The sequence below is a fragment of the Streptomyces sp. NRRL S-31 genome, assembly GCF_000718775.1.
Taxonomy (GTDB): domain Bacteria; phylum Actinomycetota; class Actinomycetes; order Streptomycetales; family Streptomycetaceae; genus Streptomyces.
Genome location: NZ_JOCB01000032.1, coordinates 50,672 through 69,000, shown reverse-complemented (window position 1 = coordinate 69,000; position 18,329 = coordinate 50,672). Strand labels below are relative to the sequence as shown.

The window sequence follows — 18,329 nt, the reverse complement described above, 5'->3', positions numbered from 1 at the left end:
CCGGCAACCGGCACCCCATACCCACGATCACCACCGGATCAGCCCCACCACCCACCGACACCGAAGACACCGACGACACCACCGACACCACACCCCCGCTCGCGCCGGAGAGTTCGGCTGTGAGGTGTGCGGCGAGGTCGGCGGGGGTGGGGTGGTCGAAGACGAGGGTCGCGGGCAGCCGCAGGCCGGTGGCGCCGGCGAGGCGGTTGCGCAGTTCGACGGAGGTCAGGGAGTCGAAGCCGAGGTCGCGGAAGGCGAGTCGGGGGGTGATCGCGGCGGCGTCGGAGTGGCCGAGGACGGTGGCGGTGTGGGTGGCGACCAGGGACAGCAGGTCCGACGCGGGGGCCTTCGGCGTCGGCGGGGTCTGCGGCATCGAGAGGTCGGCCGTGGTCAGCGCGGGACGTCCGGCGGCCAGCGCGGTGTCGAACATGGCCAGGGCGCGTTCGGTGCCGAGGGGGCGGATGCCCTTGCGGGCGAGGCGTTGGCGGTCGGCCGCGGTGAGGTGGGCGGTCATGCCGCTCTCCTGCTCCCAGTAGCCCCAGGCCATCGACACGGCGGGCAGTCCGAGGGTCTGCCGGTGTGCGGCGAACGCGTCGAGGTAGGAGTTCGCGGCCGCGTAGCCGGCCTGGCCGGCGTTGCCGAGTACACCCGCGGCCGCGGAGAACAGCACGAAGGCGGCGAGGTGGTGCTCGCCGATCAGCTCGTGCAGGTGCCAGGCGCCGTCGACCTTGGGACGCAGCACCCGGTCGAGCTGCTCCGCGGTCAGCCGTTCCACGACGGTGTCGTCGAGCACGCCGGCCGCGTGGACGACGGCGGTGAGCGGATGCTCGGCCGGGATCGAGTCCAGTACGGCCGCCAGCGCGTCCCGGTCCGCGACGTCACAGGCCACGACCCGCACGTCGACGTCCCCTTGCGGCTCCAGGTGCGGCACCGCGCCGCCGCCGCGGCTGACGAGCAGCAGGTGCCGTACCCCGTAGCGGGACACCAGGTGCCGGGCGACGGCCTGGCCGAGGGTGCCGGTGCCGCCGGTGATCAGCACGGTGCCGTCGGGGTCGATCGGCTGGGGGACCGTGAGGACGATCTTGCCGGTGTGGCGGGCCTGGCTCATCAGCCGGAAGGAGGCGACGGCCTGGCGGAGGTCCGCGGCGGTGACCGGCAGCAACTCCAGCGTCCCGTCGGCGACCATCGCCACGACCCGGGAGAGGATGTCGCCCTGCCGCGCGGGGTCGACGTCGCCCAGGTCGAAGGCCCGGTAGATCAGGCCCTCGGGTGAGCGGACGTCCGTCTTGCCCAGCTCGACGAACCGTCCGCCGTCGGCGAGCAGCCGCAGGGAGGCGTCGGTGAGTTCTCCCGCGAGCGAGTTGAGGACGACGTCCATGGCCGGGAACCGGTCGGCGAACCGAGTGTCGCGGGACGAACCGATGTGGTCGTCCGCCAGTCCGAGGCGCCGCAGGGTGTCCCACTTGGCGGGGCTCGCGGTGGCGAAGACCTCCGCACCGCTGTTCAGGGCCAGTTGGATGGCGGCCATGCCCACTCCGCCCGCGCCGGAGTGGACCAGGACCCGGTCGCCGGGGCGCAGTTCGCCGAGGTCGAACAGCCCGTACCAGGCGGTGGTGAACGCGATGGGCACCGACGCCGCCTCGGCGAAGCTCCAGCCGTCCGGAATCGCCGTCAGGAGCCGGTGGTCGGCGACCGCGCGCGGCCCGAACGCGCCGGGCATCATTCCCATGACGCGGTCGCCGGGCCGCCAGGCCGTGACGCCGGGGCCGGCCTCGAGGACGGTGCCGGCCCCTTCGCCGCCCAACGGGGGCCGGTCCGGGTACATGCCGAGGGTGATGAGCACGTCGCGGAAGTTCAGGCCGGCCGCGCGTACGGCGACCCGTACCTGCCCGGGTTCCAGCGCGGCCTCGGGCCAGGGCAGCAGGGCCAGGTCGTCCAGTTGCCCGGTGCCGGTCTCGCTCAGCCGGTACGCGCCGTCGGGGACGGTCAGTTCCGGCGCGTACCTGGCCTGCCGCGGCACGAGGACGCCTTCTCGGCGCAGGGCCAGTTCGGGTTCGTCGCCGGCTGTCATGGCGGCCCGGACCGCGTCCTCCTCGGACGCGTCGCCCATGTCGACCAGGACGAACCGGCCGGGGTGCTCGGCGGCGGCGCTGCGGACCAGGCCGCGTACGGCCGCGCCGGCCACGCCGCGGGTCAGGACGGCCAGGCGTGCGGCCGCCCGCTCCGGCTGCTCGGCCAGGAAGTCCTGGACGAGCGCGCGGGCCCGCTGGACGAGGGCGTGCACGGAGTCCGCGTCGGCTTCCGCGGTGAGTACCGGGCTCGGCACCACCTCGACAGGTGTGCTCGCGGTGAGGGGCACCCAGTGGGTGTGCAGCACCGCGGCCCGGTCCTCGGCAGCCGGGCGGACGGTGAGCGCGGTGATGTCCGCGACCGGGTTGCCGGACAGGTCGGTCAGTGTCGCGCGGTAGGTGTCGGTGCCCGTGCGGGCCAGGTGGACCCGGGCGGACGACACACCGGTGGTGTGCACGGCGACGCCGGAGAAGGAGAACGGCAGCCGGACCCGGGTGTCGGGGCTGAGCAGGATCAGCGGCTGGAGTGCGGCGTCCAGCAGCGCGGGGTGGATGCCGAAACCGGCGCCGTCGGGGACGGACACCTCGGCGTACAGTTCGTCCTCGCCCTGCCACAGCTCCCGCACGCCCCGGAACGCGGGTCCGTACTGGTATCCGAGTCCGGCGAGGAAGGCGTAGAACCCATCCGGGTCCACGGGTTCGGCCTTCCTCGCGGGCCAGTCGAGGCGTCCGGCCGTCACCTGGCCGCCGAGAGTTCCGGACGCGTGGCGCACCCAGCCGTCGCCGCCCCTGGAATGCACGGTGACCGGGCTGCGGCCGGCGTCGTCCGGGGCGCCGACCGAGACCTGGATGTCCGTCGGTGTGTCCGAGAGCGCGAGGGGCAGGTGCAGGACGAGGTCGTCGAGGGTCCCGCCGGCCAGGGTGGCGAGTTCGAGGAAGGCGGTGCCCGGCAGCAGGACCGTGCCGTCGACGGCGTGGTCGGCCAGCCAGGGGTGGGTGCGGGTGGAGACGCGGCCGCTGTGCACGGTGCTCCCGTCGGTCAGTTCGACGGTGGTGCCCGCCAGCGGGTGCCCGGTGCCGTGGTCGCCGGCCGCGGGGGTGAGCCAGTAGGTGCCGCGCTGGAAGGCGTAGCGCGGCAGCCTGACGCCGTGCGGGCGGTCGTGCGGCCAGGTCACGGCGACGCCCTGGACGTGGAGGCGGGCCAGGGCGGTGTGGAATTCCCCGATGGCGCCGTGGTCGCGGCGCAGGGAGCCGGTCGCCACGCCGTCCAGGTCCTGCACCAGCACCGGGTGCGGGCTGACTTCCACGAACACCTCGTGGCCGTCGGCGGTGAGCCGGGCGGTGGCCAGGTCGAAGCGTACGGGTTCGCGGAGGTTGCGGTACCAGTAATCGGCGTCGAGGGCGGAGGTGTCGACCGGCTCGCCGGTGACCGTGGAGTAGAAGGGAATCGCCTCGGGCCGGGGCCGGATGTCCGCGAGGTCGGTCAGAAGCCGCTCGCGGACGGCCTCGACCTGCGCCGAGTGGGCCGCGTAGTCGACGGGGATGGCGCGGGCGCGTATGCCGTCCCTGGCGCAGGCTGCCAGCAGTTCGTCCAGGGCCCCGGGTTCGCCGGACACGACGACGGTCGAGGCGGAGTTGACCACCGCGACGGTGATCCGGTCGCCCCAGGGGCTCAGGTAGCCGGCGGCGTCGTCCGCGGACAGCGCGACCGAGACCATGCCGCCGTGTCCGGCCAGGGCGACCAGGGCCCTGCTGCGCAGGGCGACCACCCTGGCGGCGTCCTCCAGGGACAGCGCCCCGGCCACATACGCCGCCGCGATCTCCCCCTGCGAATGCCCGACGACGGCATCAGGCTCCACACCGTGAGCACGCCACAGCTCGGCCAGCGCGATCATCATGGCGAACAGAGCGGGCTGCACCACATCCACCCGCTCCAGCGAGCCACCGCCGACCAGCACCTCCACCAACGACCAGTCCGTGTACGGCGCCAACGCCACAGCACACGCGTCGATCGCCTCCCGGAACACCGGCTCCGAGGCGTACAACTCCCCGCCCATGCCCACCCACTGCGCACCCTGCCCCGGAAACACGAACACCGACCGACCCAACGGACGGACGGTCCCGGTGACCAGACCCGGCGCCGTGCCGCCCTCGGCCAGGGCGTCCAGGGCCGCGGCGGTGCCCACCACCACCGCCCGGTGCTCGAACACGGTGCGCGCGGCCAGAGCGCCCCCGACCGCCGCCGGACTCACCTCGGGATGCGCGGCGACGAAGGCGCCCAGCCGGCGCGCCTGCTCCCGCAACGCCGCTTCGGACCTGGCCGACAGCGGCCAGAGGACCTGGTCGTCCGCGCGGCCCCGGGGGGAGGGCGCGGCGGAGTCGGCCTCGGCGGGCTGTTCGAGGATGCTCTGCTCGATAATGACGTGGGCGTTGGTGCCGCTGATGCCGAAGGCGGAGACGGCGGCCCGCCGTGGCCGCCCGGTCCCGGGCCAGGCGACCGGTTCGGTGAGCAGGCGGACCGCGCCGGAGGCCCAGTCGACGTGCGGGGTGGGCTCGTCCACGTGGAGGGTTCGCGGCAGTTCGCCGTGCCGCATCGCCATGACCATCTTGATCAGGCCAGCGGCACCGGCGGCGGCCTGGGTGTGGCCGATGTTGGACTTCACCGATCCCAGCCACAACGGCTCGGCCCGGTCCCGGCCGTAGGTCGCCAGGAGTGCCTGGGCCTCGATGGGGTCGCCGAGGGTGGTGCCGGTGCCGTGGGCTTCCACCGCGTCCACCTCGGACGGCTCCAACCCGGCATGGGCGAGGGCCTGACGGATCACCCGCTCCTGGGAGGGGCCGTTGGGCGCGGTCAGGCCGTTGGACGCGCCGTCCTGGTTGGTGGCGGAGCCTCGGACGACCGCCAGCACCTCGTGGCCGTTGCGGCGGGCGTCGGACAGGCGTTCCAGCAGCAGCAGGCCGGCGCCCTCGGCCCAGCCCGCCCCGTCGGCTGCGGCGGCGAAGGACTTGCTGCGGCCGTCGGGCGCGCTCGCCCCCTGCCGGGACATCTCGGTGAACAGCGTGGGTGCCGCGTTGACGGTGACGCCGCCGACCAGGGCGAGGGAGCACTCCCCCGAGCGCAGTGCCTGACCGGCCAGGTGCAGGGCCACGAGGGACGACGAGCAGCCGGTGTCCAGGGACAGTGCCGGGCCGAGCAGGCCCAGCTGGTACGCCAGCCGGCCGGACCCCACGCTCGACGCGGTGCCGGTGACCTGGTAGCCCTCCAGGTCGTCGGGGACCGGCCCGGCGGCGTAGCCGGTGGACCAGATGCCGGTGAACACGCCGGTGGGTGTGCCCTCCAACGTGGTCGGGTCGATACCGGCGTACTCGATGGTCTCCCACGCGGTCTCCAGCAGGATGCGCTGCTGCGGGTCCATGGCGAGCGCCTCGCGGGGCGATATCCCGAAGAACGCCGCGTCGAAGTCGCCGGCGGCCTCGAGGAAGCCGCCCTGGGACGTGCTCGACGTCCGGGGGCGGCTTCCCGTCGGGTCGTACAGGCGGTCGATGTCCCAGCCGCGGTCGGCCGGGAAGTCGCCGATCGCGTCCACGCCGTCCGCGACCAGCCGCCACAGGTCCTCGGGGGTGCCGACGCCTCCGGGGAAGCGGCAGCCCATGCCGATGACCGCGATCGGCTCGTCCGTCGCGGCCCCGGCCGGGGCCGGGGTCCGCCGCGCGTCCTGCTCGCCGGACTCGCCGGACAGGTGGGCGGCCAGCCGTGCCGGGGTGGGGTGGTCGAAGACGAGGGTGGCGGGCAGTCTCACCCCGAGCGCGGCGGTCAGGCGGTTGCGCAGTTCCACCGCGGTCAGCGAGTCGAAGCCCAGGTCCTTGAACGCCTGCCGGGGGTCGAGCCGCTCGGGGGCCGCGTGTCCCAGCACCCCGGCGACGTGGGTGGTGATCAGCTCCAGCAGGTCGGTGCCGTCTGCGGGAGGCGCGGGTCGGGGGGCCTGCGGCCTGCTGTGGGCCTCGGGCAGGTCCCGCAGCAGCCGGCTCGGCCGCGCGTGGGTGTAGGCGCGGGCGAACTGTGCCCAGTCGGCCTCGGTGACGACCGCGAGGGCCTCGTCGTGGTCGAGTACGTCCTGAAGCGCGTCGAGTGCCCGGCCCGGGTCCAGTTCGCCGAGGCCGAGCAGGGTGCGCTGGCGCCGCACGGACTCCAGGGCCGCCATGCCGCCTTCGGCCCAGATGCCCCACGCGACGGAGGTCGTGGCGCGGCCCCGGGCGCGGTGCTGTGCGGCCAGGGCGTCGAGGAAGGCGTTGCCGGCGGCGTAGGCCGCGCCGTGGCCGTCGCCCCACACGCCCGCGGTGGAGGAGAACAGGACGAAGGCGTCGAGGTCCGGCAGGAGTTCCGCCAGGTTCGCGGCCCCGGCGACCTTGGCCCCGATGACCTCGGCGAACTCCGCCGGTGTCGTGTCGGCCAGCCTGGTCGCCCTGATCACGCCGGCGGTGTGGAAGACCGCGCGGATGTCGCCGACGCGCTCGACGAGGTCCCGCAGCGCGTCCCGGTCCGCCACGTCGCACGCCGCCACGGTCACCCGTGCCCCGGCTGCCTCCAGTTCGTCGCGCAGGCGGGCCGCGCCGGGTGCGTCGGGGCCGCGGCGGGCGGCCAGCACGATGTGCTCCGCGCCCTGCCGCGCGAGGCGGCGGGCCACATGTCCGCCGAGCGCGCCGGTGCCGCCGGTGACCAGCACCGTGCCCCGCGGCCGCCAGGGCCGCGCGGCCGGGCCCGATGAGGTCTTGCGGCGCAGCCGCTTGGCGAAGCGCCGGGTGCCGCGGATCGCCACCTGGTCCTCGCCCGTGCCGGCGAGCACGACGAGCAGCGCGTTCACGCTCTCCTCGTCGGGCACGGCGGGAAGGTCGACCAGGCCGCCCCAGCCGTGCGGGAACTCCAGCGCCGCGGACGCGCCGGTGCCCCACGCCAGGGCCTGGGCCGGGCTGGTGACCGGGTCGGTGCCCGAGGTGCCCACGGCGCCGCTGGTCGCGCACCACAGCGGGACGGCCGGTGTCCGCGCCGGGTCGAGGGTGCGGACCAGGTCCAGGGTGCGGACCAGGCCCGCCGGGAGCACCGGGTGGTCGGGGTGCGGCTCCTCGTCCAGCGCCAGCAGCGACAGCACGCCGTCCGGCCCGGGCCGGGCGTCCCAGGTGTCGGCCACGTCCCGGGTGTCGGCCACCGAGAAGCCCCGTTCGCGCAGGGCCTCGGCCCACGGGTGCCCGGTCGTCGCCAGGACGAGCCAGCGAGCCGGGTCCACCGGGGCCGCGGCAGCGCTCATCGGCGCCCATGCCACCTCGTACCGCCAGTCGTCACGGGGCACCGGCGGGGTCGCGGTCACCCAGTAGGGCTCGCGCTGGAAGGCGTACGTGGGCAGGTCCGCCCTGGGTGCGGTGCGGGGCAGGACCGGCATCCAGTCGACGTCGGCTCCGGCGGCGTAGAGGCGTCCCGCCGCGGCGAGGAACTCGGTGAGGCCGCCGTGATCGCGGCGCAGTGTCCCGGTGGCGGCGACATCCAGCGCGGGCACCAGCACCGGGTGCGGGCTGACCTCCAGGAACAGGTCGTGGCCGTCGGCGGTGAGCCGGGCGGTGGCCAGGTCGAACCGTACGGGCTCGCGCAGGTTGCGGTACCAGTAGCCGGCGTCGAGGGCGGAGGTGTCGACCGGCTCGCCGGTGACCGTGGAGTAGAACGGGATCGCCGCCGAGTGGGGCGTGATGTCGGCCAGGTCGGTGAGCAGGCGTTCGCGGACCGCCTCGACCTGCGCGGAGTGGGCGGCGTAGGTGACGGGCAGGCGGCGGGCGCGGATACCGTCGGCCTCGCAGGCGGCCAGCAGTTCGTCCAGGGCGTCGAGGCCGCCGGACACCACGACCGCCGCGGGTCCGTTCACCACGGCGGTGGTCAGCCGCTCGTCCCAGCGGGCCAGGTAGCCGGCGGCCTGTTCGGCGGAGAGCGCGAGGGACACCATGCCGCCCCGGTCGGCGATGGCGGCCAGTGCCCTGGACCGTAACGCCACGACCTTGGCGGCGTCCCGCAGCGACAGCGCGCCGGCGACGTACGCGGCGGCGATCTCCGCCTGGGAGTGGCCGACCACGGCGTCCGGCCGCACGCCGTGCGACCGCCACAGGTCGGCCAGCGCCACCATGACGGCGAACAGGGCCGGCTGCACCACGTCGACACGGTCCAGCGAGCCGTGGCGCAGTTCGTCGACCAGCGACCAGTCGGTGTACGGGGCCAGGGCGGCGGCGCAGGCGTCGATGCAGGCGCGGAAGACCTCGGACTGCTCGTACAGGTCACGGCCCATGCCCGTCCACTGCGCCCCCTGTCCGGGGAAGACGAACACGGTCCCGCCGGTGCGGGCCGGCCGGCCCGGCGGGAGCGCGGCCAGGCCGGACAGCAGGTCGTCCCGGTCGGTGCCGACCACCGCGGCCCGGTGCTCGAACCGGGTGCGGGCGGCCAGTGCGCGGCTGATCGCGGCGGCCGGGACGTCGGGGTGGGCGGTCGCGTACGCGCGCAGCCGCTCGGCCTGGGCGCGCAGCGCGGCGTCGGTCTTCGCGGACAGCAGCCAGGCGGTGGGGGCGGCCGGGCCGGCGGGTCCGGGAAGGTGGCCGGGGTCCGGGTCGGGGGACTGCTCGATGATCAGATGGGCGTTGGTGCCGCTGATGCCGAAGGCCGAGACGCCGGCGCGGCGCCGGTGCTCGTGCTCCGGCCACGGCCGGGCCTCGGTGAGCAGCCGGACGCCGCCGGAGGCCCAGTCGACGTGCGGGGTGGGCTCGTCCACGTGAAGGGTTCGCGGCAGTTCGCCGTGCCGCATCGCCATGACCATCTTGATCAGGCCCGCGACACCGGCGGCGGCCTGGGTGTGGCCGATGTTCGACTTCACCGACCCCAGCCACAACGGCTCGGCCCGGTCCTGACCGTAGGCGGCCAGCAGGGCGTGCGCCTCGATGGGGTCGCCGAGGGTGGTGCCGGTGCCGTGGGCCTCGACGGCGTCCACGTCGGACGGTTCCAGCCCGGCGTTCGCCAGCGCCTGGCGGATGACGCGTTCCTGGGAGGGGCCGTTGGGCGCGGTCAGGCCGTTGGACGCGCCGTCCTGGTTGACCGCGCTTCCCGCGACGACCGCCAGCACCCGGTGGCCGTTGCGGCGGGCGTCCGACAAACGTTCCAGCAGCACCAAGCCGGCGCCCTCGGCCCAGCTGGTGCCGTCGGCCGCGGCGGCGAAGGGCTTGCTGCGGCCGTCCGCCGCGAGGCCGTGCTGGCGGGAGAACTCGGTGAAGCCCAGCGGTGTCGCCATGATCGTGACACCGCCGGCGAGGGCCAGCGAGCACTCGCCCGCGCGCAGGGCCTGGGCGGCCAGGTGGACGGCGACCAGGGACGACGAGCAGGCGGTGTCCACGGACAGCGCCGGGCCGCGCAGCCCGAGGTGGTAGGCGACCCGGCCGGACGTGACGCTGGTCGCGACACCCGTGAACAGGTAACCCTCCAGGTCCTCCGGCAGGCCCGGCCCGGTCGCGTAGCCGGACGACCAGACGCCGGTGAACACGCCGGTGTGGGTGCCGCGCAGCGAGGCCGGGTCGATCCCGGCGTGCTCGAAGGTCTCCCAGGCCGTCTCCAGCACGAGCCGCTGCTGCGGGTCCATGGCGAGCGCCTCGCGGGGCGAGATGCCGAAGAACGGAGCGTCGAAGCCGGCCACCGCCTCCAGGAACCCGCCCCGGGTGATGTACGTGGTGCCCGCGCCGCGCAGTTCGGGGTCGTACAGGCCGCCCAGGTCCCAGCCGCGGTCGTCCGGGAAGTCTCCGATCGCGTCCACGCCCTCCGTGACGAGCCGCCACAGGTCGTCCGGTGAGGCCACCCCGCCGGGGAAGCGGCAGCCCATCCCCACGATGACGACCGGGTCGTCGTGGGCGGCCTGGGCGGCGGGGGCCGGCCGGTCGCCGGGGCCGGTGCGCAGCCAGTCGATCAGCTCCGCGGGCGTCGGGTGGTCGTAGACGAGACCGGAGGGGAGTTGCCGGTCCAGGGCGCCGGCCAGGCGGTTGCGCAGTTCGAGCCCGGTGACCGAGTCGAAGCCGAGGTCCTTGAAGGTGAGCGCGGGATCGATGTCCGCGGGGTCCTCGTGGCCCAGCACGAGCGCGATCTGCGCGGTGACCACGGCGGCCGCGTCGACCGTGCCGCCCGGCTCGGAAGCGCCCGGGTCCGTGCCGCCCGCCCCGGTGTCGCGGGTCTCCGGGCCGCCGTCCGGCCGGCCGGGCGCGGCGGTCTGGGCCGCGTGCGTCCCCGGGCCGGCCGGGGTCCGTCCGCTCTGCCCGGCTGTCGCCTCGGGCAGCCAGTACGAGCGACGCTGGAAGGCGTACGTGGGCAGGTCGACCGGCGCGGCCTCGGCGACGGCCGGGGACCAGTCGACCGGCACGCCGGCCACGAACAGCCGGGACAGCGCGGTCAGGAAGACGTCCGGGCCGCCCCGGTCACGGCTCAGCGTGCCGGTGGCGACGCCGGGCACGCCGGTCCGTTCGCGGGCCTGTTCCAGGGTCTGTTCGAGGGCGGGCAGCAGCACCGGGTGCGGGCTGACCTCGACCACGACGTCGTGCCCGTCCGCCAGAGTTGCGGCGGTGGCCCGGTCGAAGCGGACCGGCTCGCGCAGGTTGCGGTACCAGTAGCCGGCGTCGAGCTCCGTGGTGTCGTCGAGGAGGCCGCCGGTGACCGCGGAGTAGTACGGGATGGTGCCCTGCCGCGGCCGCACACCGTCCAGTTCGGTGTGCAGCCGCTCGCGGATCGCCTCGACGTGCGCGGAATGGGAGGCGTAGTCCACCGGGAGGACGCGTGCGCGGACACCGTCCGCCGCGCAGGACTCGACCAGTTCGGACAGGGCCTGCGTGTCGCCGGACACCACGACCGAGCCGGTGGCGTTGACCACGGCGACCGTCAGCGCGCCGCCCCAGCGCGCCACGTAGTCCTCGGCCCGCTCGGCGGACAGGGCCATGGACACCATGCCGCCCCGGCCGGTCAGCGCCACCAGCGCGCGGCTGCGCAGTGCCACGATCCGGGCCGCGTCGGACAGCGACAGCGCACCCGCGACGTACGCCGCGGCGATCTCGCCCTGCGAGTGCCCGACCACCGCGTCGGGCTCGACACCGAAGGAGCGCCACAGTGCCGCCAGGGACACCATCACCGAGAACAGGGTGGGCTGCACGATGTCCACGCGGTCGAGCGGGGCGCCGTCCAGGACCTCGGCCGGGGACCAGTCGGTGTACGGGGCCAGGGCCTGGGCGCACTCGTCCATGGCGGCCCGGAAGACGGGGTACGCGGCGTACAGCTCCCGGCCCATGCCGACCCACTGCGCGCCCTGGCCGGGGAAGACGAAGACGGTACGGCCCGGGGTGCCGGCCCGGCCGGCGGCGATCCGGGCGGAGTCGAGCAGGACCGCGCGGTGCGCGAAGCGGGTTCTGGTGGTGGCCAGCGCGTGCGCGACCTCGGAGCCGGTCAGGTCGGGGTGGTTGCGCACGTGTTCGCGCAGGCGCTCGATCTGCGCTCGTAGCGCCTGCTTGGTCCGCGCCGTGACGATCCACGGTGCCGGCCGGGCCTCGGGGGCGGGCCGCCGGGCCGGTGGTGCGGCCGCGTCGGGCGCCTGCTCGACGATCACGTGCGCGTTGGTGCCGCCCATGCCGAACGAGGACACGCCGGCGAGCAGGGGCGCGTCCGGCCGCGGCCAGGGGGTCAGAGCGGTCTGGACCCGCAGCGCCAGTGCGTCGAGGGGGATGCGGGGGTTGGGGGTTTCGTGGTTCAGGCTCGGCGGCAGTGCGCGGTGGTGCACGCTGAGGACGGCTTTGAGCAGTCCGACGATGCCCGCGGCGCCTTCCAGGTGGCCGACGTTCGTCTTGGCGGATCCGACCCGCAGGGCGCTGTCGGCGTCGCCGTCGGCGGACTCGGCCGGGTCGCGGTAGGCCGCCGCGAGGGCTGCGGCCTCGATGGGGTCGCCGACAGCGGTGCCGGTGCCGTGCAGCTCGACATACTGCACATCCGCGGGACGCACGCCGGCGCGGGTCAGCGCCTCGCGGATGACCTGTTCCTGGGCCTGCGCGCTGGGCACGGTCAGGCTCTGTGTGGCGCCGTCGTTGTTGACCGCGCTGCCCCGGATGACACCGTAGACGCGGTCCCCGTCGGCCAGGGCCCGCTCCAGCGGTTTCAGGACGAGGAAGGCGCCGCCCTCTCCGCGGACGAAGCCGTTGGCCCGGGCGTCGAAGGTGAAGCAGCGGTCGTCCGGGGACAGGCCGCCGAACTCCGCCGCTCCCTCCTCGCGGGCGGCGGTCAGGTTGAGGTTCACCCCGCCGGCCAGGGCGAGCGCCGACTCGCCGCGGCGCAGGCTCTCGACCGCCAGATGCACCGCGACCAGCGCCGACGACTGGGCCGTGTCGACCGTCATGCTCGGTCCGCGCACACCGAGGAAGTGCGAGACGCGGTTGGCGATGACGCCCCGGCTGGTGCCGGTCAGCGTGTGCGGCGTGATGTGACCGGGGTAGGCCAGGGACGTGTAGTCCTCCCACATCGAGCCGACGAACACCCCCGTCGGGCCGCCCGTGAGCGTGCTCGGCACGATCCGGGCGTCCTCCAGGGCCTCCCAGGCGAGTTCGAGCATGAGCCGCTGCTGCGGGTCCATGCCGGCGGCCTCACGGGGGGACACACCGAAGAACGCCGCGTCGAAGCCGTCCACCCGGTCCAGGTAGCCGCCGTGCCGCAGGCCCTGCCGGCCCACGGGCGGCGCGGTGATCGCGTCGGTCCCGTCGCACAGCAGTCGCCAGAACGCCTCCGGATCCGGGGCTTTCGGCAGCCTGCCCGCCAGTCCGATGACAGCGACACGATCAGCGTCCGAACCCAAGGGGAAGCGCATCACATCGACACCTCGTGAGCCGGGGAATGAAGGAAGGCGGGGTGTTTCCGTAGCAGTCCCGATGGTGCGGCTCCGGCCGCGCGAGCAGCCGGATGATCGAGCGCGCGGACAGCCCGGCGACCCGGTCGTATCCGAACCCGGACTCGACCGCGCGTCGGGCGCCTGGATCAGTGGAGCGGTCCTCGAAAGCGACAGCGTTGGCGATCTTCGAGGAAGATGCACTGGTGAGCTGAGCGTACGGGCGAGACGATGATCGGCCCGCCGCGCAGACGAGCATGGCAGCAACATCACGCCATCGCCATAGGCCAGGCGAAGGCTGTCTCAAACGGAGCACATCACCACGTCATATGCCTGCATGGCAAAGGCACCGTGGCGAGATCCATTCCGTGCCCCGGGAAACGCGTCGTTTCCCACGGACGCCCCGTCGCGGTGTCCGCCGGCGGATCCGCGGGCGAACCTGCCGGTGCGGTCACGGACGTTCGTCCACGCCCCGCACCGCCACGACCGGGCCGGATTCCCGGGAACCGTCGACGCCGCCGGTGACAGCGCCCTACAATCCCATCCGCACCCGCGCAGAAGACCGTCCTCGACCGTCATCCGGCCACCCGGGACACCTCCGCACGGCGATCACCACCCGGATCGAGCGTACCGACCACCGGCGCCGCCGACAGCTCCGGCTGAACCGTTTGACCCCCGTCGACTTCGAGACGATCGCGAAGCGCCACCGCCTCCGGCGGCACACAACCCAGCTGTCACCGATCCGTGCGTCGGTCCCGGCCGTTCGCGCCCGGTGCTCGGTGCCCGGCCCTGGTGACTTTCAGTCAGAAGGCAGCGATGCAAGCCACGTTCCCCTTCACCACACCCCACCACCTCGACAACGAGCCCGAAGCCGAGGCTCTGCTCGCGCGGGCTCCGGTCGTCCTCGCGACGATGGGCACGGCGGACGTCTGGCTCGCCCTTTCCCACCGGGCGGTGCGCCAGGTCCTGAGCGACAGCCGGTTCAGCCGGGAGGCGGCCACGCTTCCGGGCGGCCCGCTGAAACTGTCCGTCGCCGCCGACCCGTTACTGGTCACCAGCCTGGACGGCGAGCGCCACGCCCGCCTGCGCAAGCTGATGTCGCAGGCGTTCAGCCCGCGCATGGTCGATCAGCTCGAGCCACGCGTGCAGTCCATCGTGGACTCCTTGCTCGACTCGCTCGATCCGACCGCGGATCTCGTGGCGGGTCTCTGCGCTCCACTGCCGTTGATGGTCATCTGCGAGCTGCTCGGCGTGCCCTACTCCGAGGCGGAGGCCATCCGCAGGTGGACCAGGCGGCTGTTCGTCACCGACATCACTCCGGACGAACTGCGGGCAGCGCAGGGCGAGATGCAGGACTGGCTCGCCGCACTGGTGCGTCAGAAGCGGGCGCGGCCGGACAACGGGCTGATCTCGGCGATGGTCGCCGCCAACGACGAGGGCGACCACCTCACCGAAGCCGAGCTGCTGGCCAACCTCGAGGGCCTGCTGATCGCCGGCCACGAGACGACTGTCAACCAGCTGGGCAACTCGTTGCTGACCCTGCTGCGCCACCCGGACCAACTCGCGCTGCTGCGGTCGTCACCGGAGCTGATCGGACCGGCGGTCGACGAACTACTGCGCTACAGCCGGCTTTTCACCTCGGCCGAGGTCCGGGTCACGACCGAGCCCGTCGAACTGGAGGGCGTCGCACTGGGGGCGGGGGAACCGGTGCTGCCGGTCATCGTCGCGGCCAACCGCGACCCTGCTGTGTACCCGGATCCCGGCCGCTTCGACATCACGCGCGAAGGACCGGCAGCGCACCTCGCCTTCGGGCACGGGCCGCACTTCTGCCTCGGCGCGATATTGGCCCGCCGGGAGATGCGGGTGGCGATCGGGTCCGTGGTGAAACGGTATCCGGGACTGCGGCTCGCCGTTGACGAGTCCGAGCTCGCCTACGTGCCGGAACTGGTCTTCCGCGGCCTGCAGGCGTTGCCGGTCACCTGGTGATCCATGGGCTCTGAAACCAGCTCCATCCCGACTTCGGAGTGATGGACGGGCTCACACCGCGATGCGGCCGGTGACCGTGTCGCGGTGGTCGGAACGTCCCGGTCACCAGCGAGTGGACAGCCTCGGCGCGCGAGGACGCCGGAGAACCCTTCGCCCCAATGGGCCGCGATCATGAACGCCGGTCCGGCCGGCCCGAGGGCGACCGGATACAGTGCGCGAGAACGCAGCCTGGCCAGGGAGTGGAAGCGTGACCGACACCAGCGACGTCCGGCCCGCCGGCAGCGAAGGGCAAGCGCCGAGGCAGAGCCGACTGCACCGTCTGATGCGGTACGTCCCTCTGATCGCCCCCGTCCTGCTGTGGGCCATCCCTTGCTGGGTGCTCCTGTACACCGGCCAGCACTGGCCACTGCCCGTCACACTGACCGGCACCGCCCTGTCCGCCCTCGGCCTCATATGTATGCCGCTCGCGATGGTGCGCGGTCACGGCCGGCGCCAGCAGGACCGGGCGGCGATCATCGGTGACACCCTGCTGGGCAGCAGTTGGGTCCTGTTCACCTGGTCCGTCCTGCTCGGTGCCCTGCTGCGGCTCGCCCTGACCGTGGCCGGCGTCGGCGAGAGCCAGGAGCGGGCCCGGATCGTCACGTGGGCCGTCCTCGGCGTGACCGCCGTACTGCTCGCCTGGGGGTACGCCGAGGCCCGCCGCGTGCCACGCGTACGCCGACTCGAGGTGCGACTCCCGCGACTGGGCGCCGGGCTGGACGGCACCCGCGTCGTCCTCGTCACCGACACCCACTACGGCCCGCTCGATCGCGCCCGCTGGTCGGCACGAGTGTGCGAGACGGTGAACACCCTGGAAGCCGACCTGGTCTGCCACACCGGTGACATCGCGGACGGCACGGCCGAACGCCGCCGCGCCCAGGCCGCCCCGCTCGGTACCGTGCGAGCCACCCATGCCCGCGTGTACGTCACCGGCAACCACGAGTACTACAGCGAGGCCCAGGGCTGGGTCGACCTGATGGACGAGCTGGGCTGGGAGCCGCTGCGCAACCGCCACCTGCTGCTCGAACGCGGAGGCGACACCCTCGTGGTCGCCGGCGTGGACGACGTCACCGCCGAGTCCTCCGGCCTGGCGGGCCACCGCGCCCACCTCGCCGGAGCCTTGACCGGCGCCGACCCCGACCTGCCCGTCCTGCTCCTGGCACACCAGCCCAAATTCGTCGACCGGGCAGCAGCAGCCGGCATCGACCTCCAGCTCTCCGGCCACACCCACGGCGGCCAGATCTGGCCCTTCCACCACCTGGTCCGCATCGACCAGCCCGCCGTCGCCGGCCTCAGCCGCCACGGCACCCGCACCCTCCTCTACACCAGCCGCGGCACCGGCTTCTGGGGCCCGCCGTTCCGCGTCTTCGCCCCCAGCGAGATCACCCTGCTCGTGCTCCGCTCCCCGCACCCGCCCACCTCGAGGTAGCACTCGACGGGCCGACACCTCCGCTTGGCGCGGTCCACGAGCCGAGAGGTGCGGCGTCGAGACCGGCCGGGCCGGCGTCACCGGCCGGCCCCGGCCCACCCGCGGGCCCTGCCCCCCCGTGACGGACGGTGTCGCGGCCCGTCGTGACGGGCAGGGTCGTGCCGGGTGCCCCGCGACCGTCCGCCCGTGCGGCGCGGGTCCGTTCAGGGGCGTGTCAGCAGGGCGCGCAGGGCGGCCTTGTCGGGCTTGCCGCTCGCCGCGACGGGGACGTCGGTGAGGGTGCTGACGCCCGCCGGGACGCTGGCGTCGCCCAGGGTCCGTGCCACCAGTTCGAGCAGCGCCGCCTCCTGCGGCGCGCGGCCCGGTTGCGGGACGACGAAGGCGTGGATGGCCTCGCCCGTCCGCTCGTCCGGGATCCCGACGACGTATGCCTGGTCCACTTCGGGGTGGGAGGCGAGGACGCGTTCGATGGGGCCCGCGTAGTGCACGATGGCGTTGACGATGACGACGTCGCGCGCGCGTCCGGTCAGCCGGAGGTATCCGCCCTGGTCGAGCCGGCCGAGGTCCCGGGTGCGGACCCAGCCGTCGCGCAGGACGTCCGCGGTCTCCCGCCGGTCCTCCCAGTAGCCGCAGAACGCGTCCGCCGCCCGCACCCACACCTCGCCCGTGCCGCCCGCCGGGAGGTCGCGGCCGTCCTCGTCGCGCACGGTCATCTCGACCGTGTCGAGCGGGCGTCCCACCGTGTCGGCGAGGCGGGGGTCCGCGGCGAGTTCCTCGGGTTCGAGGAGGGTGAGCATGCCCGTCTCGGTCTGTCCGTAGGCGTGGTGGGCAACGGCTCCGAGCAGTTCGGCCGCCTCGGTCAGCCGGTGCGGGGCCAGAGGGGATCCGGCCACGACGAGGGCGCGCAGACTGCTGGTATCCGCGCCCGTGTCGCGCACGGCGTCGAGAATGCCGTACAGGCGCGGCACCGTGGTCAGGCAGGCGGTCACGCGCAGGTCGGCGAAGACGTCGGGGAAGACCGGGGGCTGGTGCGGTATGACCGCGGTGCCCCCGGCCAGCAGGGCGAGGCCCAGGTGCTCCAACATGACGGCGCTGGTGAGGGTACCGAAGAGCAGGAACCGTTCGTAGCGCGCCGCGAGGCGCCGGACGCGGTTGGTCCAGCGGGCGGGCTGAAGGGCCCAGTGCTCCGAGAGGGCCCCGTAGGTCACCATCGTGCCCTTGGGCCGGCCGGTGCTGCCGCTGGTGAGGTGGATGACGCCGACGCCGTCGCGGTCGCCGTGGGGGGTGAGGTCGCCGGGTGCGGCGGTGAAGCCCTTCGGGGGCCGCAGCGCGCCGCCGGTCTCCAGGAGTCCTGACCGGCTCGCCACGGCGGTCAGTTCGGGGCGGCTCGCGGCGTCGTCCGTCACCACCGCGTCGATGTCACGGAGGAGGATGTCGCGCAGGTGCTCACGGGTCAGTCCGGGACGCAGCCCGACCACCTGGCAGCCGACGAGGTGGGCCGCGACGCGCACCGCGAACCCCTCCGGTGTGACGCCGGTGTCGAGGGCCACGCGGGCTCCCGGAGCCAGGCCGGCGGTGCGCAGCCCCCGAACGAAGCCGGCGGTCAGGTCGAGCACCTCTCCCCGGGTGACCGTGCGTGCCCCGTACTCGAAGGCGGGCAGGTCGGGGGCGTCGCGGAAGGCGTCGACGAACGCCTGCGGAAAGAGACCCCCGGGCTTTTCGTCCACTTCGTCTCCATTCTGGACCGGAAGCAGCCGACACAAAGACGGCGTGAATGTCTGGAAAGCGACCATGCCGAACGGCGAATGGGCTCACGCGGACCGCCAAAGACGCCTCACGTTAACCGACGGAAGGAATTCACCGACCGGAACAGCGAGTGACCTACGT

At 74.0% G+C, this 18,329-nt stretch carries 4 protein-coding genes; 2 read left to right on the top strand and 2 right to left on the bottom strand.

Going from position 1 to position 18,329, the window contains the following annotated elements; all coding sequences use genetic code 11:
* Nucleotides 1-12,970, bottom strand: a 12,970-nt coding sequence (locus IF37_RS45800; protein WP_063886388.1) for a type I polyketide synthase, incomplete at its 3' end; no start/stop codon positions are given.
* Between the two features lie 834 nt (nt 12,971-13,804).
* Here IF37_RS45800 and IF37_RS0115155 point away from each other — a divergent pair.
* Both IF37_RS0115155 and IF37_RS0115150 read left to right on the top strand, forming a co-directional pair.
* On the top strand, nt 13,805-14,974 hold the full coding sequence (locus tag IF37_RS0115155; protein WP_030742081.1) for a cytochrome P450: 1,170 nt from the start codon (nt 13,805-13,807) through the stop codon (nt 14,972-14,974).
* A 247-nt stretch (nt 14,975-15,221) separates the two neighbouring features.
* Nucleotides 15,222-16,442, top strand: coding sequence for a metallophosphoesterase (locus tag IF37_RS0115150; protein ID WP_030742079.1), 1,221 nt, complete (start codon nt 15,222-15,224; stop codon nt 16,440-16,442).
* A gap of 203 nt (nt 16,443-16,645) precedes the next feature.
* On the opposite strand, the gene IF37_RS0115145 is transcribed toward IF37_RS0115150, so the two are convergent.
* Nucleotides 16,646-18,169: a class I adenylate-forming enzyme family protein gene (locus IF37_RS0115145; protein WP_030742077.1), complete on the bottom strand. Its 1,524-nt coding sequence runs from the start codon at nt 18,167-18,169 to the stop codon at nt 16,646-16,648.
* Between the last annotated feature and the right edge of the window lie 160 nt (nt 18,170-18,329).

What these genes read in the sequence shown, in the direction of transcription:
- IF37_RS0115155 (WP_030742081.1), top strand. Translation starts at nt 13,805, where the DNA reads ATGCAAGCCACGTTCCCCTTCACCACACCCCACCACCTCGACAACGAG.